At 66.2% G+C, this 23,144-nt stretch carries 25 protein-coding genes; 12 read left to right on the top strand and 13 right to left on the bottom strand.

The window, feature by feature from the left end; genetic code table 11:
- Positions 1-175 precede the first annotated feature (175 nt).
- The 3 genes from ACFPPA_RS13270 to ACFPPA_RS13260 form a co-directional block, all read right to left on the bottom strand.
- Entirely contained in the window at positions 176-2,245 is a 2,070-nt protein-coding gene (locus tag ACFPPA_RS13270; RefSeq protein ID WP_377320597.1) for a M13 family metallopeptidase, read from the bottom strand.
- Positions 2,246-2,318: 73 nt separating this feature from the next.
- Positions 2,319-3,419 (bottom strand): 3-dehydroquinate synthase, encoded by a 1,101-nt coding sequence (gene aroB / locus ACFPPA_RS13265; RefSeq protein ID WP_377320595.1) that lies wholly within the window; start codon positions 3,417-3,419, stop codon positions 2,319-2,321.
- Positions 3,416-3,973: a shikimate kinase gene (locus ACFPPA_RS13260; protein ID WP_377320593.1), complete on the bottom strand. Its 558-nt coding sequence runs from the start codon at positions 3,971-3,973 to the stop codon at positions 3,416-3,418. The genes aroB and ACFPPA_RS13260 overlap by 4 nt, the downstream gene beginning before the upstream one ends.
- 35 nt (positions 3,974-4,008) lie before the next feature.
- Between ACFPPA_RS13260 and ACFPPA_RS13255 the strand changes: the two genes are divergently transcribed.
- From ACFPPA_RS13255 to ACFPPA_RS13245, 3 genes are all read left to right on the top strand, one after another.
- A complete protein-coding gene (locus ACFPPA_RS13255; RefSeq protein ID WP_377320591.1) occupies positions 4,009-4,842 on the top strand; it encodes an NAD-dependent epimerase/dehydratase family protein in 834 nt (277 codons plus the stop codon).
- 116 nt (positions 4,843-4,958) lie between these two features.
- On the top strand, positions 4,959-5,303 hold the full coding sequence (locus tag ACFPPA_RS13250; RefSeq protein WP_377320589.1) for a YbjQ family protein: 345 nt from the start codon (positions 4,959-4,961) through the stop codon (positions 5,301-5,303).
- Between the two features lie 108 nt (positions 5,304-5,411).
- Positions 5,412-5,615: a dodecin family protein gene (locus ACFPPA_RS13245; protein ID WP_377320587.1), complete on the top strand. Its 204-nt coding sequence runs from the start codon at positions 5,412-5,414 to the stop codon at positions 5,613-5,615.
- 76 nt (positions 5,616-5,691) lie between these two features.
- Here ACFPPA_RS13245 and ACFPPA_RS13240 read toward each other — a convergent pair whose 3' ends face one another.
- Positions 5,692-6,522, bottom strand: coding sequence for a kinase (locus ACFPPA_RS13240; protein WP_377320585.1), 831 nt, complete (start codon positions 6,520-6,522; stop codon positions 5,692-5,694).
- 221 nt (positions 6,523-6,743) lie between these two features.
- On the opposite strand from ACFPPA_RS13240, the gene pdxH reads away from it, so the two are divergent.
- Genes pdxH through ACFPPA_RS13225 form a run of 3 tightly spaced genes read left to right on the top strand, consistent with a single transcriptional unit; the run spans position 6,744 to position 8,603 of the window.
- Complete coding sequence (gene pdxH, locus ACFPPA_RS13235; RefSeq protein WP_377320584.1) at positions 6,744-7,331, top strand: pyridoxamine 5'-phosphate oxidase; 588 nt, start codon at positions 6,744-6,746, stop codon at positions 7,329-7,331.
- Positions 7,328-7,768: a secondary thiamine-phosphate synthase enzyme YjbQ gene (locus ACFPPA_RS13230; RefSeq protein ID WP_377320582.1), complete on the top strand. Its 441-nt coding sequence runs from the start codon at positions 7,328-7,330 to the stop codon at positions 7,766-7,768. The genes pdxH and ACFPPA_RS13230 overlap by 4 nt, the downstream gene beginning before the upstream one ends.
- 4 nt (positions 7,769-7,772) lie before the next feature.
- A complete protein-coding gene (locus ACFPPA_RS13225) occupies positions 7,773-8,603 on the top strand; it encodes a cobalamin-binding protein (protein WP_377320580.1) in 831 nt (276 codons plus the stop codon).
- Positions 8,604-8,706: 103 nt separating this feature from the next.
- Here ACFPPA_RS13225 and ACFPPA_RS13220 read toward each other — a convergent pair whose 3' ends face one another.
- Both ACFPPA_RS13220 and proC read right to left on the bottom strand, forming a co-directional pair.
- Positions 8,707-9,282, bottom strand: a complete 576-nt coding sequence (locus tag ACFPPA_RS13220) for a YggT family protein (RefSeq protein ID WP_377320578.1) — start codon at positions 9,280-9,282, stop codon at positions 8,707-8,709.
- The gene (gene proC, locus ACFPPA_RS13215) at positions 9,279-10,103 is read right to left on the bottom strand and encodes a pyrroline-5-carboxylate reductase (protein WP_377320576.1); all 825 of its coding nucleotides are present in this window, start codon (positions 10,101-10,103) and stop codon (positions 9,279-9,281) included. Before proC ends, ACFPPA_RS13220 begins: the two co-directional genes overlap by 4 nt.
- A gap of 366 nt (positions 10,104-10,469) precedes the next feature.
- Here proC and ACFPPA_RS13210 point away from each other — a divergent pair, with 366 nt between their 5' ends.
- Positions 10,470-11,507, top strand: a complete 1,038-nt coding sequence (locus tag ACFPPA_RS13210) for a type IV pilus twitching motility protein PilT (RefSeq protein WP_072761722.1) — start codon at positions 10,470-10,472, stop codon at positions 11,505-11,507.
- A 105-nt stretch (positions 11,508-11,612) separates the two neighbouring features.
- The gene (locus ACFPPA_RS13205; protein WP_377320574.1) at positions 11,613-12,782 is read left to right on the top strand and encodes a PilT/PilU family type 4a pilus ATPase; all 1,170 of its coding nucleotides are present in this window, start codon (positions 11,613-11,615) and stop codon (positions 12,780-12,782) included.
- Positions 12,783-12,865: 83 nt separating this feature from the next.
- Here the strand turns inward: ACFPPA_RS13205 and ACFPPA_RS13200 are convergent, their stop codons facing one another.
- From ACFPPA_RS13200 to gshB, 7 genes are all read right to left on the bottom strand, one after another.
- A complete protein-coding gene (locus ACFPPA_RS13200; protein ID WP_377320572.1) occupies positions 12,866-13,264 on the bottom strand; it encodes a BON domain-containing protein in 399 nt (132 codons plus the stop codon).
- A gap of 248 nt (positions 13,265-13,512) precedes the next feature.
- Positions 13,513-15,294, bottom strand: a complete 1,782-nt coding sequence (locus ACFPPA_RS13195; protein ID WP_377320570.1) for a hypothetical protein — start codon at positions 15,292-15,294, stop codon at positions 13,513-13,515.
- 90 nt (positions 15,295-15,384) lie between these two features.
- Positions 15,385-16,311, bottom strand: coding sequence for an aspartate carbamoyltransferase catalytic subunit (locus tag ACFPPA_RS13190; protein ID WP_377320568.1), 927 nt, complete (start codon positions 16,309-16,311; stop codon positions 15,385-15,387).
- Positions 16,312-16,344: 33 nt separating this feature from the next.
- Entirely contained in the window at positions 16,345-16,794 is a 450-nt protein-coding gene (gene ruvX / locus ACFPPA_RS13185; protein WP_377320566.1) for a Holliday junction resolvase RuvX, read from the bottom strand.
- Positions 16,791-17,360, bottom strand: coding sequence for a YqgE/AlgH family protein (locus ACFPPA_RS13180; RefSeq protein ID WP_377320564.1), 570 nt, complete (start codon positions 17,358-17,360; stop codon positions 16,791-16,793). Before ACFPPA_RS13180 ends, ruvX begins: the two co-directional genes overlap by 4 nt.
- 39 nt (positions 17,361-17,399) lie before the next feature.
- On the bottom strand, positions 17,400-18,269 hold the full coding sequence (locus ACFPPA_RS13175; protein ID WP_377320562.1) for a TonB family protein: 870 nt from the start codon (positions 18,267-18,269) through the stop codon (positions 17,400-17,402).
- The gene (gene gshB, locus ACFPPA_RS13170; protein ID WP_377320560.1) at positions 18,266-19,243 is read right to left on the bottom strand and encodes a glutathione synthase; all 978 of its coding nucleotides are present in this window, start codon (positions 19,241-19,243) and stop codon (positions 18,266-18,268) included. Before gshB ends, ACFPPA_RS13175 begins: the two co-directional genes overlap by 4 nt.
- A 421-nt stretch (positions 19,244-19,664) precedes the next feature.
- Here gshB and pilG point away from each other — a divergent pair, with 421 nt between their 5' ends.
- From pilG to ACFPPA_RS13150, 4 genes are all read left to right on the top strand, one after another.
- Positions 19,665-20,030 carry a twitching motility response regulator PilG gene (pilG, locus tag ACFPPA_RS13165; protein ID WP_377320721.1) on the top strand — a complete coding sequence of 122 codons (366 nt, stop codon included), beginning with the start codon at positions 19,665-19,667 and terminating at the stop codon, positions 20,028-20,030.
- Between the two features lie 22 nt (positions 20,031-20,052).
- Positions 20,053-20,424 (top strand): response regulator, encoded by a 372-nt coding sequence (locus tag ACFPPA_RS13160; protein WP_377320558.1) that lies wholly within the window; start codon positions 20,053-20,055, stop codon positions 20,422-20,424.
- Positions 20,421-20,960, top strand: coding sequence for a chemotaxis protein CheW (locus ACFPPA_RS13155; RefSeq protein WP_377320556.1), 540 nt, complete (start codon positions 20,421-20,423; stop codon positions 20,958-20,960). The genes ACFPPA_RS13160 and ACFPPA_RS13155 overlap by 4 nt, the downstream gene beginning before the upstream one ends.
- Before the next feature lie 136 nt (positions 20,961-21,096).
- A complete protein-coding gene (locus tag ACFPPA_RS13150; protein WP_377320554.1) occupies positions 21,097-23,127 on the top strand; it encodes a methyl-accepting chemotaxis protein in 2,031 nt (676 codons plus the stop codon).
- The last annotated feature ends 17 nt before the right edge of the window (positions 23,128-23,144 follow it).

Genomic DNA, 23,144 nt, shown 5'->3' with positions numbered 1-23,144 from the left:
CGTCTGCCTGGGCTTGCAAGCGTCAGGAAACATGCCAGGGACCATTGCAGGATGCCGAGATCAGGGCGCGCATTGCAGTGCCCGCTCCCGATCAAAATCGATCATCGCGATTTGAATTCCACGCACAAGGGCCGCATTCACATGCGGCCCTTCGGTTTTGCAGCGTCTGAAATCCTTACCAGATCTTCACCCGATCCTTCGGCGCCAGGTACAGCTTCTCGCCCGGCTTCACCTTGAACGCGGGATACCAGGCGGCGAGGTTGCGCACGGTCTGGGCGCGAAACTGCGGCGGGGCGTGGACGTCGGTGGCGAGGCGCTGGCGCAGGGCGGCGTCGCGCATCTTGGAGCGCCAGGCCTGGCCGAAGGCGAGGAAGAAACGCTGGTCGCCGCTGAGGCCGTCGATCACCGGGGCAGGCTTGCCGTCGAGTGACTTGTGGTAGGCCAGGTACGCGATGGTGATGCCGGAGATATCGGCGATGTCCTCGCCCAGGGTCTGCTCGCCGCTCACGTGCAGGCCGGGCAGGGCTTCGTACTGGTCGAACTGTTTCGCCAGTTGCGTGGTGGCTGCCTTGAAGTGCGCCAGGTCGGCCGGGGTCCACCAGTTTTCCAGCTTGCCCTGGGCGTCGAACTCGGCACCGGTGTTGTCGAAGCTGTGGCTGATCTCATGCCCGATGATGGCGCCGATCGCGCCGTAGTTGCTGGCGGCGTCGGCGTTGGGGTCGAAGAACGGCGGCTGCAGGATCGCGGCGGGGAAGTTCAGCGCGTTCTGCAGCGGCAGGTTGACCGCGTTGACGGTCTGCGGCGTCATCCACCACTCGCCCTTGTCGACCGGCTGGCCGAGCTTGGCGCGCTGGTGTTCGTACTCGAACTGCTCCGCGCGCAGTTGATTTCCCAGCGCATCGTCGGCGCGGATATCCAGCGTGGCGTAGTCGCGCCAGGTTTCCGGGTAGCCCACGCTGACGCGCAGGGTGGTCAGCTTGGCCTTGGCCTTCTGGCGGGTGGCCGGGGTCATCCAGCTGAGCGTGTCGATGCGCTCGTTGAATGCGGCGATCAGGTTCTGCACCAGTTGTTCCACTTCGGCCTTGGAGGAGGCGGGGAAGTAGTGCTTGACGTAGATCTGGCCGACTGCGTCGCCGAGCTCGTTGTTGGTGGCGGCAACCGCGCGCTTCCAGCGTGGCTGCTGCTGCGGCGTGCCCTGCAGGGTGTGGCCGTAGAAGTCGAAGTGGAGATCGGCATACGCCCTGGGCAGCAGGGCGGCGCTGTGGTCGATGGTGTGGAACAGCAGCAGGTCCTTCCACGCCTGCAGCGGTTCGCTGGCGATCAACGCGGACAGGCCGGTGACGGCGGCAGGCTGCCAGGTGTCGATCTGCTGCTGGTCGTCGAGGCCGGCGGCCTTGAAATAGACGGTCCAGTCCAGACCCGGTGCCTTCCGGTTGAAGTCGGCCATGCGCCACAGGTTGTTGGCCTTGTGCACGTCCTGGCTGTCGAGCAGGCTGGCCTGCGCACTGGCGATTTTCGTTTCCAGCGCCACGATGGTTTTCGCCCGTGCTTCGGCGTCGGCGATGCCGGCCTGTTTCAGCAAGGCGCCGACGTAGGTCAGGTACTGGGCGCGGAACGCGGCCATGTGCGGATCGCTGGACAGGTAGTAGTCGCGACTGGGCATGCCCAGCCCGCCCTGCAGCAGGTAGGCGACATGGTGTTCGGGGTCTTCCAGGCCCTGGGTGACGAACAGGCCGAACAGGTGCTCGGTGTGGAAGTGGGTGGCGTTGATCGGGTCGACGTCGGCGCGAAGGCGGCTGCCCAGCACGCGGGCCAGATCCTGGCGCGAGGCGATCGCGTCGATCTGCGCCAGTGCCGGCTTGAGCGGGGCCAGGCCGTGCCGCTCGATCGCGGCGGTGTCCATCCAGGCGGCGTAGTAGTCGGCGATCTTGCGCGCATTGGAGCCGGCCGCGGGATGGCTGGTGCCGGCGTTGCGGATCAGTTCGGCGGTGTTCTTCTCGGCCCGCTCGAACACCTTGAGGAAGGTGCCGGTGCTGGAGCGGTCGGCGGGGATCTTCGCGGTCTTCAGCCAGTCGCCGTTGGCGTAGCGGAAGAAGTCGTCGCCGGGCTTCACGCTGTGGTCGATGCCGGCCAGGTCGACACCGACCGGACGGGCGGACGCTGGTGGCGTGGCGGCGGGCGAGGCGGCCCAGGCGGTCGGGCCGCACAGGACGGCGGCGGTCAGGATCCAGCGGATGCTTTGCATGAAGGTGTGTCCAGGCGGAAAAGTACCGCCCACCATAACGCCGCGCCGCGGGTTTGTGCGCATGACTGATGGGCTAAGCGGCAGCGATGGCCGCCTCCAGCGTGGCCAGCACCGCGGCCTCGTCCACGCCGGCGACGATCTCGGCCCGGCCGATGCCGCGCCACAGGATCAGCCGCAGCTGGCCGGCACTGTTCTTCTTGTCCAGCCGCATCAGCGCCAGCAGTTGCGCGGGCTCCATGCCGGGCGGAACCGCCACGGGCAGGCCGAGTTTCTCCAGCAGGCGCTGCAGCCGGGCGGTGTCGGCCGGCGCGCTCATGCCCAGTCGCTCGGACAATTGCGCGGCCAGCCGCATGCCGATCGCCACGCCTTCGCCGTGCAGCACGGCGGTGTAGTGGCCGGCCGTCTCGATGGCGTGCCCGAACGTGTGGCCGAGGTTGAGCAGGGCGCGCTCGCCCTGTTCGGTCTCGTCGCGGGCGACCACGCCGGCCTTGTATTGCACCTTGCGCGCGATCGCCTCCAGTACGGTGCCGCTGTCGCGGGCGGCCAGCGCGTCGGCGTGCTGTTCAAGCCAGGCGAAGAATGCCTCGTCGCCGATCGCCGCGCCCTTCACCACTTCGGCCAGGCCGGCGCGGTATTCGCGCTCGGGCAGGCTGGCCAGGGTGTCGATGTCGGCGATCACCGCGCGCGGCTGGTGGAAGGCGCCGGCGAGGTTCTTGCCGACCGGCAGGTTGACCCCGGTCTTGCCGCCGACGGAGGAGTCGACCATCGCCAGCAGGGTGGTTGGCATCTGGATGAAGTCGATGCCGCGCATCCAGCAGGCGGCGCTGAAGCCGGCCAGGTCGCCGACCACGCCGCCGCCGAGCGCGATCACGCAGGCGTCGCGGGTGGCGCCGAGCCGGCCCAGCGCTTCCAGTGCGCGACCGACGTTGGCGAAGCTCTTGTGCGCCTCGCCATCCTCGAGCAGGAACGAGGACCAGTGCAGGCCATCCAGCCCCGCCTCGATCCGCGGCAGGTACAGTGGCGCTACCGTGGTGTTGCTGATCACCAGCGCATGCCGGCCGCGCAGCAGCGCACGCCAGCGCGCATGGTCGGCGAGCAGCCCGGCACCGATCCATACCGGGTAGCTGCGCTGGCCGAGCGCCACGGTGATGTTCTGGGGTGAGAAGTTGCTCATGCGTTGTGCCGGTGCGGGGCGGGGGAGACGCGTTGCCAGTGTCGATCGATCAGCGCGATGCAGCGCTCGCTGGCGGCGGCGACGCTGCCATGTTCGCCGGGCACGGCGAGGTCGGCAAGCTCGCGGTAGATCGGTTCGCGCAGGGTGGCCATCGCCTGCAGCCGCTCGGGTCGGTTCGGCACGGCCAGCAACGGACGGCGGTGGTCGCGCTCCAGCCGCTCCAGTTGCTGCGCGATGCTGGTCTGCAGCCAGACCACGTAGCCGCGTTCGGCCAGATGCCGGCGATTGGCGGCGGCCAGCACGGCGCCGGCGCCGGTGGCGAGCAACACGCCGGGGCGCTGGCTGAACTCGTCCAGCAGGGCGCTCTCGCGGTGGCGGAAGCCGGCCTCGCCCTCGATCTCGAATACCGTGTTCACGTCAACGCCGCAGTGACGTTCGATCTCCTGGTCGAGATCGACGAACGGCAGTCCATAATGGCTGGCGAGCCGGCGCCCGATCGAGGTCTTGCCGGCGCCGGTCGGGCCGATGATGAAAAGATTGCGCGACGGATTCATGGGTAAATGCTAACAGGCGCAAACGGGGAGCAACGGTGGGCGAACGAGTGTTGCTGGCGGGTTGTGGGGACCTCGGCCTGCGTGTGGCGCAGCGGCTGCGCGCCCGCGGCGACGAGGTATGGGCGTTGCGTCGGCATCCTCCGGCGCCGGTCGACGACGGCATCCACTGGCTGCGCGCGGACCTGACCCAGCCACACAGCCTGCACGCGCTGCCGGCCGGGATCACCCAACTGGTCTACCTGCCGACGCCGGACCGGCGCGATCCGGCCGCTTACCGCGCCACCTTCGTGGACGGCCTGGGTCACCTGCTCGATGCGCTCGGTGGCACCTCGCTGCGCCGGGCACTGCTGGTTTCCTCCAGCGCCGTCTACGGTGAGCATGCCGGCGACTGGGTCGATGAGGACACGCCGCCGGCACCGCCGGGTTTCAATGGCGCGGCCTTGCTGGAAGCCGAGCAGCTGCTGGCCGCCCGGGCCGCCTGCCCGATCGTGCTGCGGCTGGCCGGCCTGTATGGACCGGGGCGTATGCAGTTGCTCGACCGCCTGCGCGCGGGACAGGTCGTCGCGCCGCGCCGCGTGCCGCACTGGGCCAACCGCATCCATAGCGACGATGCCGCCGGCGCGATCGTGCATCTGCTGCAACTGGCCGATCCGCTGCCGCTGTATCTCGGGGTCGACAGCACGCCGTTGCCGCAGGATGTGCTGTACGACCACCTGGCCCGACTGATCGGCGCGGCGCCACCGGCCGACGGTCCGGCACCGGCGGGCATCGGCAGCAAGCGGCTCAGCAATGCGCGGTTGCAGGCCAGCGGCTTCGTGCCACGCTGGCCGGACTCGCGCGACGGCTATGCGGCGCTGCTCGATGCCTGAATCTGGCTGACGGTCCGATCCTCAGCGGATCGATCCTGCCTCGAATCAACCCACCCTCGAATCATTCCACCCTCGAATCATTCCACCCTCGAATCAACCGACAAGGAGACACTGGCATGGCCAATACCGTTCCGCATCATCAAGTGACCACGGGCAACGAGATCGTCGGCTACCGGATCGTCCGTTCGCTGGGCATCGTGCGGGGAATCACCGTGCGCTCGCGCAGCGTGGTGGGCAACCTGGGGGCGGCGCTGCAGACGATCGTCGGCGGCAACATCTCGATCTACGCCGAACTCTGCGAGAAGGCGCGCGAGGAGGCGTTCGAACTGATGCTGCGGCATGCCGCCGCGATGGGCGCCAATGCCGTGGTGGCGATGCGCTACGACGCCAACGAGGTGGCCCAGGGCGTCACCGAGGTGCTGGCTTACGGCACGGCGGTGCTGGTGGAGTCGTCCAGCTGATGGCATGACGCGGTGCGACTTGTCCTCACCGATGGCCGCCGCGCAGACTGGGCGTCGGGACAGGGAGCGCCGCGTGCCGCCTGCACGCCTGGAAGGGAGATTCATGCCATGTCAGTAGCCAAGGTCATCGAAATCAATGCGTCATCGGCCAAGGGCATCGAGGACGCCGTGCAGCACGGTTTGCACAAGGCGGCGGAGTCGATCAACAAGATCAAGGGCGCCTGGGTCAACGAGATCAAGGTGGTGACGGCCGATGACGGCAGCGTGACCGAGTGGCGCGTCAACATGAAGATCAATTTCGTCGTCGACTGAGTCCGGCACGGGCCGGAACCGTGGCATGCCGCGCCGGCATCCGATCCGGCGCGCTTCCGGCGTGCGGCGGCACGGCTCAGTCGTGGTTCAATCCGGTCACGTGGCGATCGTCGTCGTATTCCACGCAGGTGTCGGCCACGCTAGGCAGCGTGGCCAGCGCGTGCCGGCTCAGTCGCTCGAAGTGCCGCAGGAATCGCTCCATCGTCTGCGCATCCATCGCCAGCGGCGCATGCCGCGCCAGCAGCTCCTGCTCCTGCTCGCCGCGCCAGCGGCGCACGATCTCCCAGCTCGGCGCCTGCAGCACGATCAGCGCATCGAACTTGCGCCACAGCGGCTGGTAGCTGCGCAGCTGCTTGTTGACCCATTGCCGCCAGCTGCCGTCGGGATCTTCCTCACGCTCCAGCGCGTTGACCGGTCTGGCCAGCGCCGCCTGCGACTGGGGTCGGATGCCCAGTGCCCAGCCTTCCACGATCACCAGCTTTGGCGCTTGCGTGATGCGCGGCCAGCGCGACGGTGAAAAGCGGGTGTCGCGACCCTTGTTGAAGCGGGGATGGGTCACCGGCAACTTGTCCGACGCGTGCGGCAGGGCGGCCAGCACCGACAGCAGCAGCTCGATCTCGTGGGTGCCCGGCACACCGCGGGTGCGCAGCAGCGGGTGCACATCGCGTGCCAGCGCCTCACGGTCGCTGCGGGCGTAGTAGAAATCGTCCAGCGAGAGCACTTCGGTGGGCCAGCCGCGCGTCGTGGCCTGCGCCTTCATCACCCGTGCCAGGGTGCTCTTGCCGCTGCCCTGCAGGCCGGACAGGCCCAGGATGTACGGGCGGCGGGAGCGGGCGATGCGCCCGGCGTAGTGGTCGAGCAGATGGCCGGCAAGCGCCTCGTTCTGCATTTCGGCGAGCGACATCATCCCCGGGTTACCGTGGTTCCGGGAGGAATCTCCGCGACGGGCAGGCAGCGCCAGCGGCCGGGCGGATCGCCGGCGCCTTCACATGTCGGGGAGGAAAATGGGTGGGCCGTCAGCCTCGAAGTGGTACTGGATGCAGGGGCCATTGCACTATCATCGGTCATGTTCATCCGCGCCATGATGGCGCGAGTCGGCCACGATGCAAAAGGAAAGTTTCAAACATCATGCTCAAACCCGAGATCCTGGACACCTTTCTGCGGCTGCTGGACGAGGCCAAGGCCAGCGGTGATGGCGATGCGACGGCGATGAATCTGGCCACCGTGGACAGTTCCGGCCGGGTCGCCTCGCGCATCGTGCTGCTCAAGGGCGCCGACGAGCGCGGTTTCCGTTTCTACACCAATTACGAGAGCGACAAGGGCAGCCAGCTCGAGGCGCATCCGCAGGTGGCCCTGTGCTTCCACTGGAAGCAGCTGCGCGAAGGCGTGCAGGTGCGCGTGGAAGGTCTTGCACGCAAGCTGCAGGGCGATGAGTCGGACGCCTATTTCGCCAGCCGGCCGCGCCTGAGCCAGCTCGGCGCATGGGCTTCGCTGCAGTCGCAGACGCTTCCGGATCGCGACACGTTCGAGCAGCGCATGGCGCGCTACGAGCACGAGTTCGAGGGGCGTGAGGTGAGCAGGCCGCCGCATTGGGGTGGCTACGTGGTCGAGCCGGACATGCTGGAGTTCTGGTACGGCGCCGAGTTCCGCCTGCACGAACGCGTGCGCTGGAGCCGCCACGGCCAGACCTGGACCAGCCGGCTGCTGTACCCGTGACCCGGCCGCTGCCCGCGCAGCACGTGGCGCAGGGCGGTTTCGCCGTGCATACGCGCGGTCGTGGTTTCAGCGACATCACCGCCCAGGTGGGTGATGCGGTGGCCAGCAGTCATGTGCAGACCGGGATCGCGAACGTGTTCACCGCGCACACCAGCTGTTCGCTGCTGCTCGGCGAGAATGCCGATCCCACCGTGCGCGACGATCTGGAGCGCTGGTTCGCCCGCGCCGTGCCGGACGGCGATGCGATCTTCCGGCATGACGCCGAAGGCCCGGATGACATGCCGGCGCACATCCGTTCGATCCTCACCGGGGTCAGCCTCAGCCTGCCGGTGCATGCCGGCAAGTTGCTGCTGGGCACCTGGCAGGGCATCTACCTGTGGGAACACCGCCTCGACCCGCACCAGCGCCGGGTCACGGTGACCGTGCTGGGGCATTGAGCGCATGAGCGACTACCGCGCGCCGGATCGCCCCGCGCCCGACAGCTACCCGCAACGCATCGTCTGCCTCACCGAAGAACCGACCGAGGTGCTGTACGCGCTGGGCGAGGACCGGCGCATCGTCGGCATCTCCGGTTTCACCGTGCGGCCGCCGCGGGCGCGCAAGGAGAAACCCAAGGTCTCCGCATTCACCAGCGCGAAAGTCGGCGAGATCCTGAAACTCGAACCCGACCTGGCGATCGGCTTCTCCGACATCCAGGCCGATATCGCCCGCGAGCTGATCAAGGTCGGCGTGGAGGTGTGGATCAGCAACCATCGCAGCGTCGACGGCATTCTCGCCTATATCCGCCGGCTCGGCGCGATGGTCGGTGCCTACGAGAAAGCCGAGGCCTATGCGCGCCGCGCCGAGCGGCACATCGCCGAGATCCGCGCCGCGGTGGCGTTGCTGCCGCGGCGGCCGAAGGTGTATTTCGAGGAGTGGGACGAGCCGATCATCACCGGCATCCGCTGGGTGGCCGAGATCATCGGCATCGCCGGCGGCGACGACTGCTTCCCCGAGCTCGCCCGCGAGCCGCTGGCCAAGCAGCGTATCCTGCCCGACGGCGACGAGGTGGTGCGCCGCGCGCCGGACATCATCCTGGGCTCGTGGTGCGGCAAGCGTTTCCGGCCCGAGAAAGTGGCCGCGCGGCCGGGCTGGGAGACCATCCCGGCGGTGCGCAACGGTGACCTGTACGAAATCAAGTCGCCGATCATCCTGCAGCCGGGCCCGGCGGCGCTGTTCGACGGGCTGGATGCGATCCACCGGATCGTTGCCGAGTGGGCGCGGCGGTCGTAGGAGCGACTTTGTGGGAGCGACTTCAGTCGCGATGCTTTTGCCATTTCCCGGTTCGGAGCAATTGCACCGCGACTGAAGTCGCTCCCACAGAAAGGCTTCCGGGTTAGCTGCCCATCGCCAGTCGGGCACCGAGGTCGAGCAACGGCGCGGCGATCAGCAGGCGGCCGAGCAGCAGTACGATCATCACGGCCATCGGGGCGAAGTCGATCTGGCCGGCCACCAGCTTGCCGTCGAGCGGGCGCAGCAAGGGCGCCACGATGCTGCCGGCCAGCCGCAGCAGCGGCTGCCGCCGGTCCACCGCGAACATGCTCAGCAGCGACCAGCCGAAGATCAGCACGATGTAGAACAGCAGCACGAAGTCGAGCAGTTCGGCCAGTGCCAGCAACGCCAGGCCGGCCGGGTGCGGCATCACCCCGAGCAGGGCGAACAGCAGCAGCCGTTTCAACAGCATCGCCAGCCACGCCAGCAGCAGCGCGGCCAGGTTGATCCGTCGCCAGTTCGGCAGCACGCGACGGATCGGCGCCAGCACCGGATTGGTGTAGCGGTAGACGAACTGGCTCAGCGGATTGTTGAAATCCGCACGACAGGCTTCGGCCAGCACGCGCAGCAACAGCAACGTGACCACGGCATCGAACGCCAGTTCGATCAGCATGGCCAGCGCATTCAGCAGATAGCTCACGATAGTTCGTCCAGCTCGGCGGCAAGTTCCGCGCCGCGATGGGTGGCGGCGGCGACGGCGCGGGCCACGATGCGCGGCAGCCCGTCGGCACTGAAGCTTTCCAGTGCGGCCTGGGTGGTGCCGTTGGGAGAGGTAACCCGTTTGCGCAACACGGCCGGATCCTCACCGCCCTCGGTGAGCATGCGGCCGGCGCCGAAGCAGGTCTGTGCCGCCAGTGCGCGGGCGGTCTCGCGCGGCAACCCCTGGGCCACGCCGGCATCCTCCAGCGCCTCGACCAGCGCGAAGAAATACGCCGGTGCCGAGCCGGAGATCGCGGTGACGGTATCCATCAGTGCTTCGTCGTCGATCCAGCGGGTCATTCCCGCGGCGTCGAGGATATGCTGCGCCTGCGCCTTCTGCGAGGGGCTGACCCGGCTGTTGGCGCACAGGCCGGTGGCGCCGCTGCCGATCAGGGCCGGGGTGTTCGGCATGCAGCGCACGATCGGCAGGCCGGCGCCGAACCAGCGCTCCAGCTGATCCAGCCGCACGCCGGCGGCGATGGAGATCAGCAGCGGACGGTTGCGTTGCAGGGTGTCGTGCAGCTCGGTGTGGATCGCCGGCATGATCTGCGGCTTGACCGCCAGCAGGATCACTTCGGCTTCCGCCGCGGCGAGCCGGTTTTCCGCATAGCAGGCCACGCCGAAATCCCGTCCCAGGCTCTGGCGGGCTTCGGCCATCGGCTCGGCCACGCTGATGGTTGCCGGGGCGACACCGGTCTTGAGCAGGCCGCCGATCAGGCTGCGCGCCATGTTGCCACCGCCGATGAAGGCTAGTCGTGTCATGCAGGGCTCCTTGGTTTGTCCAGACCGCGTACCTTACCGGAGCGGGCGTGACAGCGCAGTTCCATGCCGGGCGACAACGGCCTGGATGGCGTCGCCGGGCAGCCCGGTGGCGGGTGGTCGTGGATTTTCCGATCGAGTGCACAAACCGGATCGACAGTTTGCGTGATGCGGACGGGAAACACTGGCCGCGCGCCCCGTTGCGCGAGTAGTATCGACGCGGCTACAGGGGATTGGGGTAGTTCGTTCGTTGGGTCGATGGCGCTTGCGCCACGCGCTGCGGCGCACCACGCTGGCGAACGTCGCCCGACCTCCGATGTGGCATCCGAATTCATGCCATCCCAGACGATCGGTTGAGGGGAACGACAGATGGACATTGCCGAACTGCTTGCGTTCTCGGTGAAGAACAAGGCCTCGGACCTGCACCTTTCCGCAGGACTGCCGCCGATGATCCGTGTTGACGGCGACGTGCGTCGCATCAACATTCCCGCGCTCGAGCACAAGCAGGTGCATTCGCTGATCTACGACATCATGTCGGACAAGCAGCGGCGCGATTACGAAGAGTTCTACGAGACCGATTTCTCGTTCGAGATCCCCGGCCTGGCGCGCTTCCGCGTCAACGCGTTCAACCAGAACCGCGGCGCCGGTGCGGTGTTCCGTACCATTCCGTCCGAGGTGCTGACGCTGGAGGACCTGGGTGCGCCACGTATCTTCAAGGAACTGATCGAGCAGCCGCAGGGCCTGATCTTGGTGACCGGCCCGACCGGCTCGGGCAAGTCGACCACGCTGGCGGCGATGGTCGACCACATCAACAAGAACGAATACGGCCACATGCTGACGATCGAGGACCCGATCGAGTTTGTGCACACCTCGCAGAAGTGTCTGGTCAACCAGCGCGAGATCCATCGCGACACGCTGGGCTTCAACGAGGCGCTGCGCTCGGCCCTGCGAGAGGATCCCGACTACATCCTGGTCGGCGAGCTGCGCGATCTGGAAACCATCCGGCTGGCGCTGACCGCGGCGGAGACCGGCCATCTGGTGTTCGCCACCGTGCACACGAGCTCGGCGGCCAAGACCATCGACCGCATCATCGACGTGTTCCCGGCCGGCGAAAAGCCGATGGTGCGCTCGATGCTGTCCGAATCGCTGCGCGCGGTGGTCTCGCAGTCGCTGCTGAAGAAGGTGGGCGGCGGCCGCATCGCGGCGCACGAGATCATGGTCGGCATCCCGGCGATCCGCAACCTGATCCGCGAGGACAAGGTGGCGCAGATGTATTCGTCGATCCAGACCGGCACGCAGTTCGGCATGCAGACGCTGGACCAGTGTCTGCAGGATCTGGTCAAGCGTGGCCTGGTGACCCGCCAGCAGGCCTCCAGCTATGCCAAGAACAAGGACAGCTTCAAGTAAGGCCGGAAGCGGGCAGCGCAGCAGGGGAAGGTCGGAGAATCGCCAAATTCCCTCGCGCTGGCGCTATCCTGATCTCCAGTACTCGTCTCCCGGAGGAGACCCGCCATGAGCGATTTCGATTTCACCTCGTTCCTCAAGCTGATGGTGCACAAGAAGGCCTCGGATCTGTTCATCACGGCCGGCGTGGCGCCGTCGATGAAAGTGCAGGGCCGGATCGTGCCGATCACGCAGAGCCCGCTCAGCGTGCAGCAGTCGCGCGACATGGTGCTCAACGTGATGACGCCCGGTCAGCGCGAGGAGTTCGAGAAGACCCACGAATGCCAGTTCGCGATCTCCGCGCAGGGCGTCGGCCGTTTCCGCGTGTCCTGCTTTTACCAGCGCAATTGCGTCGGCATGGTGCTGCGCCGGATCGAGTCGAAGATTCCCACCCCGGAAGAGCTGAACCTGCCGCCGGTGATCAAGCAACTGGCGATGACCAAGCGCGGCATCATCGTGTTCGTCGGCGCGACCGGCTCGGGCAAGTCCACCTCGCTGGCGGCGATGGTCGGCTATCGCAACCAGAACTCGACTGGCCACATCATCACGATCGAGGATCCGATCGAATACGTGCACAAGCACGAGGGCTGCATCATCACCCAGCGCGAAGTCGGCATCGACACCGACAGCTGGGACAATGCGCTGAAGAACACCCTGCGCCAGGCGCCCGACGTGATCATGATCGGCGAAATCCGTACCCGCGAAGGCATGGATCACGCGATCGCCTTCGCCGAGACCGGTCACCTGGTGCTGTGCACGCTGCATGCGAACAACGCGAACCAGGCAATGGACCGCATCCTGCACTTCTTCCCTGAGGACCGTCGCCAGCAACTGTTGATGGACCTGTCGCTGAACCTCAAGGGCATCGTGGCGCAGATGCTGATCCCCACTCCCGACGGCAAGGCGCGCCGGGTGGCGGTCGAGGTGCTGCTGGGTACGCCGCTGGCGCAGGATTACATCCGCCAGGGCGAGATCCACAAGCTCAAGGAGCTGATGAAGGAGTCCACCCTGCTCGGCATGAAGACCTTCGACCAGGCGCTGGTCGAGCTCTATCACGCCGGCGAAATCAGCTACGAGGACGCCCTGCGTTATGCCGACAGTTCCAACGAGGTGCGCCTGCGCATCAAGCTGGCCCAGGGCGGCGACGCGCATACCCTGTCGCAGGGGCTGGACGGGGTCGAGCTGGAAGAGTCCAGTGATTCGCAGAACTTCAGCGGCAGCAACCTGCTGAATCGATGACGCGAATGCGCCACGATCGACCATGAAAAAGGGGCCCGCGGGCCCCTTTTTCAATTTCGGGGGCGGGCTTCCCGTCGTGCGGGTCAGCGACCGCTCATGCTCGGGGACGGTACGGCTGGCGCGGTGGCCGCGACGCTCAGGCCGGCCGCGTCGACGCTCTTGACGCCCTTGATCTTCCTGGCGATGCGAATGGCCTTCATTTTCTCGCGTTCGCTCTTCACCGTACCGCTGAGCGTGACCACGCCGTCGTTGGTGCTCACCGAGATAGCGGTGGCCGAAACGCCCTTGGCGGCGCCGAATTCGGACTTCACCTTGGTCGTGATCCATGCATCGGCGGCCTTGTCCGGCACGGTCCGGTTGTCCGAGGACTTCTGCATGGCGCCTGTGTCCTGGGCCGCGGCCTGGCCGAGCGGGACCGTGGCAAAAGCCACCACCATGGCAGTGGCAATCAGGCTGGTTCGGATCATTGAATCGTTGCGCATGGCAATCTCCTGGCAGGGAGGGGAGTCTGTCGCGGGGACAGCCGGACGCCGTGAAGCCGGCTTCCGTGAAGGCATGGCAGCAGCCACGGCGTGAAGATCATGTGGTTCGGCGACGTGCCGATTCAGCGGGCAATCATGACTGCGAGGAAGACGTCGCGACGATGTTGGAACGGTGTTCAGTCCCGCCACTGCGGGCATAAAAAGGCCGGGGCGCCGTGGCGCCCCGGCTCGTTTGTTTAGCTATGCGATTACTTCAGGACCGTCTGGCTGCTGATGACCATGCCGCCGCTGTCGACATGCATTTCGGCATCGATGCTGTCGACCCGAGCGGCCTGCGCCTTCATGGCGGCGAACTGGGCCTTGGAGCGTGCCGCGCTGGCCGCCGCCTGGGCGGTGCTGTCCGCAGCGTCGATCGAGGGCTCGTCGCTGCCGCTCATCGCGGCCGCCGCCGAGGCCAGGCTGTCGACTTTCTGTTCCATCAATTGCAGCCAGGTCAGGTACATCGTCCCGCTCAGGTGCATGCGGGTCATCTGGCCGGCACTGCCGCCGGCGTCCTTCAGGGTGTCGGCAAGCTTGGCGTCTTCGCCGACCCCCACGCCCAGTGCGAGCGCCTTGTCGTTCATTGCCACCCATGCCGGCTGGCCCAGCATCTTGATCATGTCCTTCGGCAACGGTTGCGGCTTGCCGTCACTGCCGACTTTCAGTTGGGCCAGTGCGGGCACCATCATCTGGCCCATCGCAAGCAGGCCGGCCGGGTTGTTGGTCGCCAGTATCAGGCGGCCGCTGGACGTGGGCAGACTGGAGGAAGGGCTCGGTACCAGCGAGTCCAGTGCGATGCGCAGTCCGAGCATGTCACCGAACGGCGGAATGGCCGCCTTCTGCATGGCCGGGCCGAGCTTGGCGAAACTGTCGTTGAGGTCGGTCAGCGAGGGGCAGGTGAACGGCTTGGCGGCCACGTCGTCGGCCTGCGCCAGCCAGAACGTGCGCAACGAGGCCACCGGCAACGCCAGGCTCAGGTCGAACGGGGCGGTGCCGGCAGCGCCCAGTCCGGGCAGCGCCACCTGAAGTCCGGCGAAGGCCTGGCTGATGTCGTTCGCCAGCGACACGTCGACACGTACGTCCTGATGTCTGGCATCCAGCCGGGTATACCCAAAACTGATGGCCGGTACGCGGGCCGCGATGCGGGCTGCATCGGTGGCGCAGCTCGGTGAGGTCTGCAACTGGTTGGCCACCGGCTCGCCGGTCTTGGCCGACTCGGCCTCCGCGTGTGCCTTGAGGATCGAGGCGATCAGCGGATCCTTGCCGCTCACCGCGAGCGGCAGCGCACGGGTCAGGTCCAGCTCGCCGACCAGCCATTTTCGGTAGCCCTTGCTCTTGGCCAGCGCCGCCAGACGACCACTGTCCTGCAGGCTGTCCTTCGGTCGATCCAGTCCCAGCGCCTGGCGTAGCAAGGCCGGTGTTGCATCGGCCGGCAACAGCGCGGCCACCGCCTGCTTGTCGACCAGGGCCAGGATCATCTGGGTGCCTGACGCGGCGAACGCATACCTGCGGTAGCTTTGCTTGCCCACGCTGGCCGTATCGAGTTTCTTGCCATAGGCGGTCTCCAGCCGGCTGACGAAGCCCTCGAACGCCGTCGGGTCGCTCAGCTGAAAACGCATGACCGGCGACATGCCCAGGCCGTAGAACGCGGAATAGCCCTTGAGATCCAGGCCGGCCGTCTGGGCGAAGCCCTCGACCGTCTTGCCATTGAACTCGGCGCGAAGCGCCCGCAGCAAGCGCGCGCCGTCCGGGTCCTTTGCGGTCATGCGGTCGGCCGCGGCATCCAGCTGGGTCAGCTGGGACGGCAGCTGCGCATCGGCCTGGGCCAGCAGCGCCTTGCGCGTGTCGTCGTCCATGACCTCCAGGTTGGCGACCACGTAGGGCGTGTCCGCCGGGACGAAAGCCAGCGGTGCATTCCTGTCCTTGTGCCCGCAGGCCGCCAGCATGACGCCGGCAAGACCCAGCGCGAGATAGCGCGTTGTCGATCGCATGAAGTTCCCCGGTGAAGTGGTGAATGGTGCGTCGACAATTATGCCTGTTTGACCCTGTCCGCGCCGATCGGCCGGGGTGCGGGCGGCGGATCAGCGGGCGAGCACCTCGTTGAGTACGGCCATGCGCACGAATACGCCGTTGCCGACCTGCTCGAGGATGCGCGACTGGGCGCCGTCGGCCACCTCCGAGGCGATCTCGATACCGCGGTTGATCGGGCCCGGATGCATCACCAGACAGCCCTTGGCGGCGAGTGCCAGCCGCCGTCGATCCAGGCCGTAACGGCTGAAATACGCGGCTTCGTCCGGCAGGTCGATCGAGGCCATGCGTTCTTTCTGCAGGCGCAGCATGATGACGGCGTCGGCCCCCTCGATGGCCTGGTCGAAACTGTCGTAGCGGCGCCCCTGCGGGACCTCGTCCACCGGCGGCATCAATTCGGCCGGGCCGCACAGGCGAATTTCCTTCACCCCGAGCGTGCTCAGCACGGTGATGTCCGTGCGCGCCACCCGCGAGTGCTTGATGTCGCCGCAGATCACCACATTGAGGTTCTCGAAGTCCGGTCGGTGCTGGCGGATCGTCAACGCGTCGAGCAGGCCCTGGGTGGGATGGGCGCGATTGCCGTCGCCGGCGTTGATCACCGACACGCCGCTCATCGCATGGCGGACCAGTTCCTCCGGTGTACCCGACTCCTTGTGGCGCACGATGATCGCGTCCAGATGCATCGCTTCCAGCGTATGCAGGGTGTCGAACAGTTCCTCGCCCTTGCTGGTGGAGGACAGCCCGATGTCGAAGTTGATCACGTCGGCACCGAGCCGTCGCGCCGCCAGCTCGAACGAGGTGCGGGTGCGGGTGGACGGCTCGAAGAACAGGTTCAGCACGGTGCGTCCGGCCAGCACGTCCAGCTTGCGGGTGCCGTGTGCGCAGGCGTCCCGCAGCGACTCGGCGCGGTCGAGCAGGCGCTCGATCGTCTCGCGCGGCAGGTTTTCCAGGGTGGTCAGGTGGCGCAGGCGAGGACTCATGGCGGCAGCTCTGAAGGGGGAGGGGCGGTGCGCTCAGTGACCGATGGGGTTGGCGGACGGCGAATCGGGATCGCTCAACCAGCGTTCGAGGATGACCGCGGCGGCTTCGGCATCGATGCCCGCGGCGTCGCGTCGGCGCTTGAGCCCGGCGGCGCGGGCGGCGGCAAACCGCTGGGCGGCTTCCTGCGAGCTGTGCCGTTCGTCGACGAAGACAACCGGCAGGCCGTAGCGCTGCACCAGTTGCGCGGCAAAATCGCGGGCGCGGCGACTGGCTGCCTGCTCGGCTCCTTCCAGGGTCAATGGCAGGCCGACGACCAGCGTATCGGGCAGCCATTCCTGGCGCAGCGCGTCGAGCCGGTGCCAGTCCGGACCGTCCTCACGCACGGCGACGGTGGTCAGGGCCCGCGCGCTGGCGGTGAAGGTATTTCCGATGGCGATACCGGTCAGCCGGCTGCCGACATCAAAGCCGAACACGCAGCTCATGCGTGGCCCGCGTAGCCGGACAGCTGGCGCGGATCGACTCCGACCAGGCCCGCGGCGGCACTCCATCGATCTTCCGGCGGCGTATCGAATACCACCCGGCTGCAGGCCTCGGCGGTGAGCCAGGCATTCGCCATCAGCTCCTGTTCCAGCTGGCCGGCATCCCAGCCGGCGTAGCCGAGCACCATGACGGCCTGACGCGGGCCCTCACCGGCCGCCATGGCTACCAGGATGTCGCGCGAGGTGGTGACCGACCAGTCGTTATTGATGCGATAGCTGGACTCCCAGTCGCCGGGCTCGCGGTGCAGCACGAAACCGCGCTCCTGCTGCACCGGGCCGCCGATCAGCACCGGTGCGTCGCCCAGTTCGCTGTCCGCGCAGTCGAGTTTCATCTGTGCCAGCACGTCGCCGAAGCGATATTCGGACAGCTGGTTCACCAGCAGGCCCACCGCGCCATCCTCGTCGTGCTGGCACAACAACGCCACGCCACGGCAGAACGGCGGATCGGCCAGGCTCGGCATGGCGATCAGGAAGTGCCCGGTGAGGGTGGAGGGTTGTATGGCGGCCATGCGCCTATTGTAAGCGCAGCGAGCCACCTGCGCTGCGTTTCAGCGTGTCTGCAGCACGTTGTTCGGCTGGAATTGCCAGGTTCGGGTGATGTTGAGCTCGTCGATGCGCTCGCCGGTCCGCGGTGCGGGCGGGAACGGCGCGGCCAGCCGCACGATGCGCTCGGCGGCGGCGTCCAGGATCTTCTCGCCGGAGCTCTGGATCACGTCGATGCTCTTGATGCTGCCGTCCAGGTTGAGCACCACGGTCAGCAGCACGTCGCCATGCAGGCCGCGGCGCCGCGCCTCCTCCGGATAGTTGAGGTTGCCGATCCGTTCGACCCGGTCGGACCAGCCGCGCATGTAGGCGGCGAAGGCGTATTCCCGGGTGTTCGCGGTGAGGTATTTCACCTTCGGCCGCTTGGCGTAGTCCACCTTCTTCCTGCGCAATTCGGCTGCCAGCTGGGCGATCGTCTGCTGGCGTCGCAGCTCGGCCGCGCTGGCGGTTTGCTGTTGCGGATCGACTTCGGTCTGCGCGGTATCGCTGGTGACGCTGAAATTGCTGGCACCGGTGGTGGTGACCATCCGGGTCGGCGTGGCCGGGCGCGGCGGTGGCGTGGTGGCCTCCACGGGTTGCGCCGCGATACCCGGGTCCGGCTTGGGCAGCGCCCCGGAGAACATCTCGGACGGCCGTGCGACGCGATCGCTCCGGCCGCCACCGCGATTGTTGGCCTGGGCCAGGAAATCCGCCTTGTCCGGCGCCTCCCGGTTGGCCACGTTGACCAGGGTGACATCGAGCGTCGGCAGGCTCGGCGTGGGTTTCACGAAATGGAAGGTGATGCCCAGCAACAGCACGCCGTGCAGCAGCAGCGAGAACAGCAGGGTGGCCCCGATCGGGTCGGGCGAGGAGGTGACGGTTGCAGTGGCGCTCACGCGGTACGATTTCCGATGATGTGCCGCTCGATGACGTCGAACAGCTGACCGGCAATGTTAAGCCCGAACTGCGCATCCAGTTCACGGATACAGGTCGGGGATGTGATGTTGATCTCGGTCAGGTAGTCGCCGATCACGTCCAGCCCGACGAACAGCAGCTTGCGTCGGCGCAATTCCGGCGCCACCTGGTCCACGATCCAGCGGTCGCGATCGGACAGCGGTATGCCCTCGCCGCGGCCGCCGGCGGCCAGATTGCCGCGAAATTCGTCGCCCTGCGGGATGCGGGCCAGGGCGTAGGGCACCGGTTCGCCGTCGACCACCAGGATGCGCTTGTCGCCTGCGCTGATCTCCGGGATGTACTTCTGCGCGATGACCAGCTGCCGGCCGAGGCCATGGGAGTCGCCGCCGAGCAGGGTTTCCAGCATCGAATTGAGATTGCTGTCGCCGGCCCGGACCCGGAAAATGCCGCGCCCGCCCATGCCATCCAGCGGTTTCAGCACCACTTCCCCGTGCTCGGCGGTGAACTTGCGCAATTCCGCCGGATCGCGCGCGACCAGGGTGGGTGCGATGCATGCCGGGAATTCCAGCGCAAACAGCTTTTCATTGCAGTCTCGCAGGGCGTGCGGGTCGTTGACCACGCAGACGCCGCCGCGCTGGGCTGCTTCCAGCACCATCGTGTCGTAGATGAACTGGGCGTCGACCGGCGGATCCTTGCGCATCAGCACGACATCGAGTTCGCGCAGGTCGCGCCATTGCGCCTGACCGAGCGTGTACCAGTGCTGCGGATCGTCGCGCACGCTCAGTGGAGCCAGCCGCGCCCATGGTGCGCTACCGCGCAGCGCCAGGTCGCCCTGTTCGAAGTAGTGCAGCGAGTGGCCGCGTCGTTGGGCCTCCAGCAGCATGGCGAGGGTGCTGTCCTTGGCAGTCTTGATTGCGCTGATGGGGTCCATCAGGACGGCGACCGAAAGGGTCATCAGGGTTCTCCGTTGGAAGCCGGGCTTGTGCGCCAGTGCCGGCAGGCGTGAATCGGCAGGCGGCTATACTAAGGTAAGGCGGACGGTTGCCGAGGTGCCTTGCCGGCAACCGTGGTGTTCAAACGGCTGTTGCCGGTGACCAGATGGTGCCAATATGGGTCACGTTGTGCGAGCGTTGGGCAGTGCCGGTGATTATTGCTTGACAGTTTTGCTGGGCAGGCAGTAAACAACTAGAGCTTGTAGAGCTTGGGATGTGCCGCAACAGAGCGGGTATCGGGCGGCTCGTTTTTGATATTTTTACATGCGCACCGTGCGGCATGGCTGTTGCATGTCTTGGTGCTTATCCTGAGCTCGTGGCGGGCCGCAGGGGGAGTAAGTGAATTTGAACGTGAGTGCTATTGACTTGGCTGGTCTGAAGGTCATGGTGATCGATGACTCGAAGACCATCCGCCGCACAGCGGAGACCCTGCTGAAAAAAGAGGGTTGTGAGGTGCTGACCGCGGTCGACGGATTCGAGGCATTGGCCAAGATCTCCGACCAGAAGCCCGCAATCATCTTCGTCGACATCATGATGCCGCGGCTGGATGGCTATCAGACCTGCGCGCTGATCAAGAACAACCCGCAGTTCCGTGCGACGCCCGTGATCATGCTCAGTTCGAAAGACGGGCTGTTCGACAAGGCGCGCGGCCGCATCGTGGGTGCCGAACAATACCTGACCAAGCCGTTCACGCGCGACGAACTGCTCGGTGCCATCCATCGCCATGTCAGCGCAGCTGCAAGCCACTGACTGCAGATTCTTAGGGGGACCTGTGGCCAATATTCTCATCATCGACGATTCGCCGACCGACGTGCGCGTGTTCACCACGCTGCTGGAACGGGCCGGACATCAGGTTGCCGCGGTCAGTTCCGCGGAGGAAGGCATCGAGCGGGTTCGCAGCGATCTACCCGACCTGGTCATCATGGACGTGATCATGCCGGGCATGAACGGCTTCCAGGCGACCAGGACATTGACTCGCGATCCCGTCACGGCAGCCGTTCCGGTCGTGATGATCACCACCAAGTCAATGGAAACCGACCGGGTCTGGGGGCTTCGTCAGGGCGCCCGCGCGTTCATCACCAAGCCGGTCAACGAAAAAGAGCTGCTGGCCTGCATCAATGATCTGTTGTCGAGCGAGACATGAACCAGTCCGTCAACCGTACCCCGTTCGAAATTCTGGCACGCTACGAGCGGCTGTCGCTGGCGCACGCGTCCGATACGAATGACAAGCTGGAAGCTCCCGGCTTGTGGCGTGGCATCGGTTTTCGTGTCGGTTCGCGCCTGCTGGTCAGCGGTATCGACGAAATCAACGAGCTGTTGGCGGTACCCGTGCTGACCCCGGTGCCGGGTACCCAGCCATGGCTTCTCGGCGTTGCCAATGTGCGCGGCAACCTGGTGCCGGTGGTCGATTTCGCCCGGTTCCTGTTCGGTGAACGGACGCAGCATTCCGATCGCAGCCGGCTGCTGGTGGTGCGCCAGGGTGGCGGCAGCGTGGCGTTGCTGGTGGACGAGGTATTCGGCCAGCGCACCGTGGATGAGGAACAGCGACGCGGGGCCGAACGCGAGGACGACCCCCGCCTCACCCGTTTCGTCGAGAACCGGGTGGGGGAACAGCAATTGGCGGTTTTCAGCATGAACCGGTTGGTGCGTGCACCGGATTTCCGGCATGCCGCGGCCTGAAACAAGGTCCGGTTGGGTATGTGAAGGGCCGGCGCCCACCAGGGCCGGAAACTCGGGACGACAAGTCCCTGGCCAGTAACCGCTTTCGATGATGACGCGGAACCGGCAACGTATTAGTTAGACGGATGAGGTGAACATGAGCACTACAGGGGGCGTCAGCCGGGAACGCGGGTACACCGCACTCATTGTCCTGTTGCTGGTTGCGATTGGTTTTGCGGCACTTGACTTCTTCCTGCTCAACCAGAAGAACGGTGAGGATCGCCAGGCGATCGCGCTGACCACGCAGATTCAGGTGCTGTCGCAGCAGACTGCGAAGTTCGCGCTGGAATCGGCGGATGGCAACATCGACTCCTTCAAGGAGCTCGAAGGAACCCGCAATTCCATTGATTCCGCCGTGCAGCGGCTGAACAAGGGCGATCCCAAGAGCGGCATGCAGCCCTACTCGGACAAGAACGCCACGCCTGCCGGCCGCGCGGTGAGCGCACTGGATGCCTCCTGGAAGCAGCTTGATGCCGACATCGGCAAGATCCTGTCGAACAAGGCGGTCGTGCTCGATTCCGGCCAGCGCGCCGCGACCCTGTCGCAGCAGATGCCCCTGCTCAACTCGAGCATGGAGCAGGTCGTCAACATCCTGCAGCAACGCAACGGCAGTTCCGAGCAGATGCTGGGGACTTCCCGCCAGATGCTGTCCGCCGACCGAATCATCCGACGGGTGCAGGAAGTGCTGCAGGGTGGCGACTCCGCCCAGTCGGCAGCCGATGGCCTGTCACGCGACGCGCAACTGTACGGCAATGTGCTGAAGGGCCTGATCGAGGGCAATCCCGACAGCGGCGTGAAGCCGATCAGCGACTCGAATGCGCGCAAGATACTCACCGAGATGGACGCCAGCTGGACAACCCTGGCCGATCCGGTCGCCAAGCTGGTTGCCGCGGCTGGCAACATCGCCGACGTGAAGCATGCAGGCAACCAGGCGTCACTGGATTCGCAGACCGTGCTGTTGCGCGCGAACGACCTGTCCGAGCAGATCGGCAAATTGCCGCTGCGCCGGCTGTTTCCGAATGTGTGGTGGGGCCTGTTCGGTGCGATCGCCGCGGTGGCGTTTGCGCTCCTGCTGGTCATTACCCTGGTCAGCGATCAGCGTCGCCGTTTTGCCAGCAGTACCGAGCTCAACCAGCGCAACCAGGAGGCGATCATGCGCCTGCTGGACGAAATGGGGTCGCTCGCCGAAGGTGACCTGACGGTCAAGACGACGGTGTCGGAGGACATCACCGGCGCGATCGCCGACTCGGTGAACTACGCCATCGACGAGCTGCGATCCCTGGTGACGACGATCAACGAGACCTCCGAACAGGTCTCGTCATCGGCGCAGGAAACGCAGACGACTGCCCGCCACCTGGCTGACGCGGCAGAGCAGCAGGCGCAGCAGATCAGTTCGGCGACATCGGCAATCAACCAGATCGTGAGTTCGATGGACGTGGTGTCCAAGGATTCCGCCGAGTCGGCCGACGTGGCAGAGCGCTCGGTGAAGATCGCCTCGCGCGGCGCCGAAGTGGTGCGCGAGACGATCTCCGGGATGGACTCGATCCGTGACCAGATCCAGGAAACTTCCAAGCGAATCAAGCGCCTGGGTGAATCCTCGCAGGAGATCGGCTCGATCGTGGAACTGATCAACGACATTGCCGAGCAGACCAACATCCTGGCGTTGAACGCGGCCATCCAGGCCGCCTCGGCGGGTGAGGCGGGTCGCGGTTTCGCGGTGGTGGCGGACGAAGTGCAGCGACTGGCAGAACGTTCGACCAGCGCGACCAAGCGAATCGAGACGCTGGTTCAGACGATTCAGTCCGATACCAACGAAGCGGTGAACTCGATGGAGCAGACCACCGCCGAGGTGGTGGCCGGTGCCCGTCTGGCCGAGGATGCCGGTAGTGCTCTGGGTGATATCGAGCGCGTTTCGCACGATCTGTCCGCGCTGATTCAGAATATCTCCACCGCGGCGCGCGAGCAGTCCGCGGCGGCGACGGATGTCTCGCATTCGATGAACGCAATTCAGGAAATCACCTCGCAGACCTCGCAGGGTGCGAGCCAGACGGCCGACTCGATCGGTACGCTGGCGCAACTGGCGAGTGACCTGCGACGCTCGGTGGCGCATTTCAAGTTGCCGGGTTGAGATATCGGCCGGGTTGA

It is taken from the genome of Rhodanobacter ginsengisoli (assembly GCF_042657065.1).
Taxonomy (GTDB): domain Bacteria; phylum Pseudomonadota; class Gammaproteobacteria; order Xanthomonadales; family Rhodanobacteraceae; genus Rhodanobacter; species Rhodanobacter ginsengisoli.
Note: the sequence above shows the minus strand (reverse complement) of the source record. Positions and strands in the feature narration are given on the sequence as shown.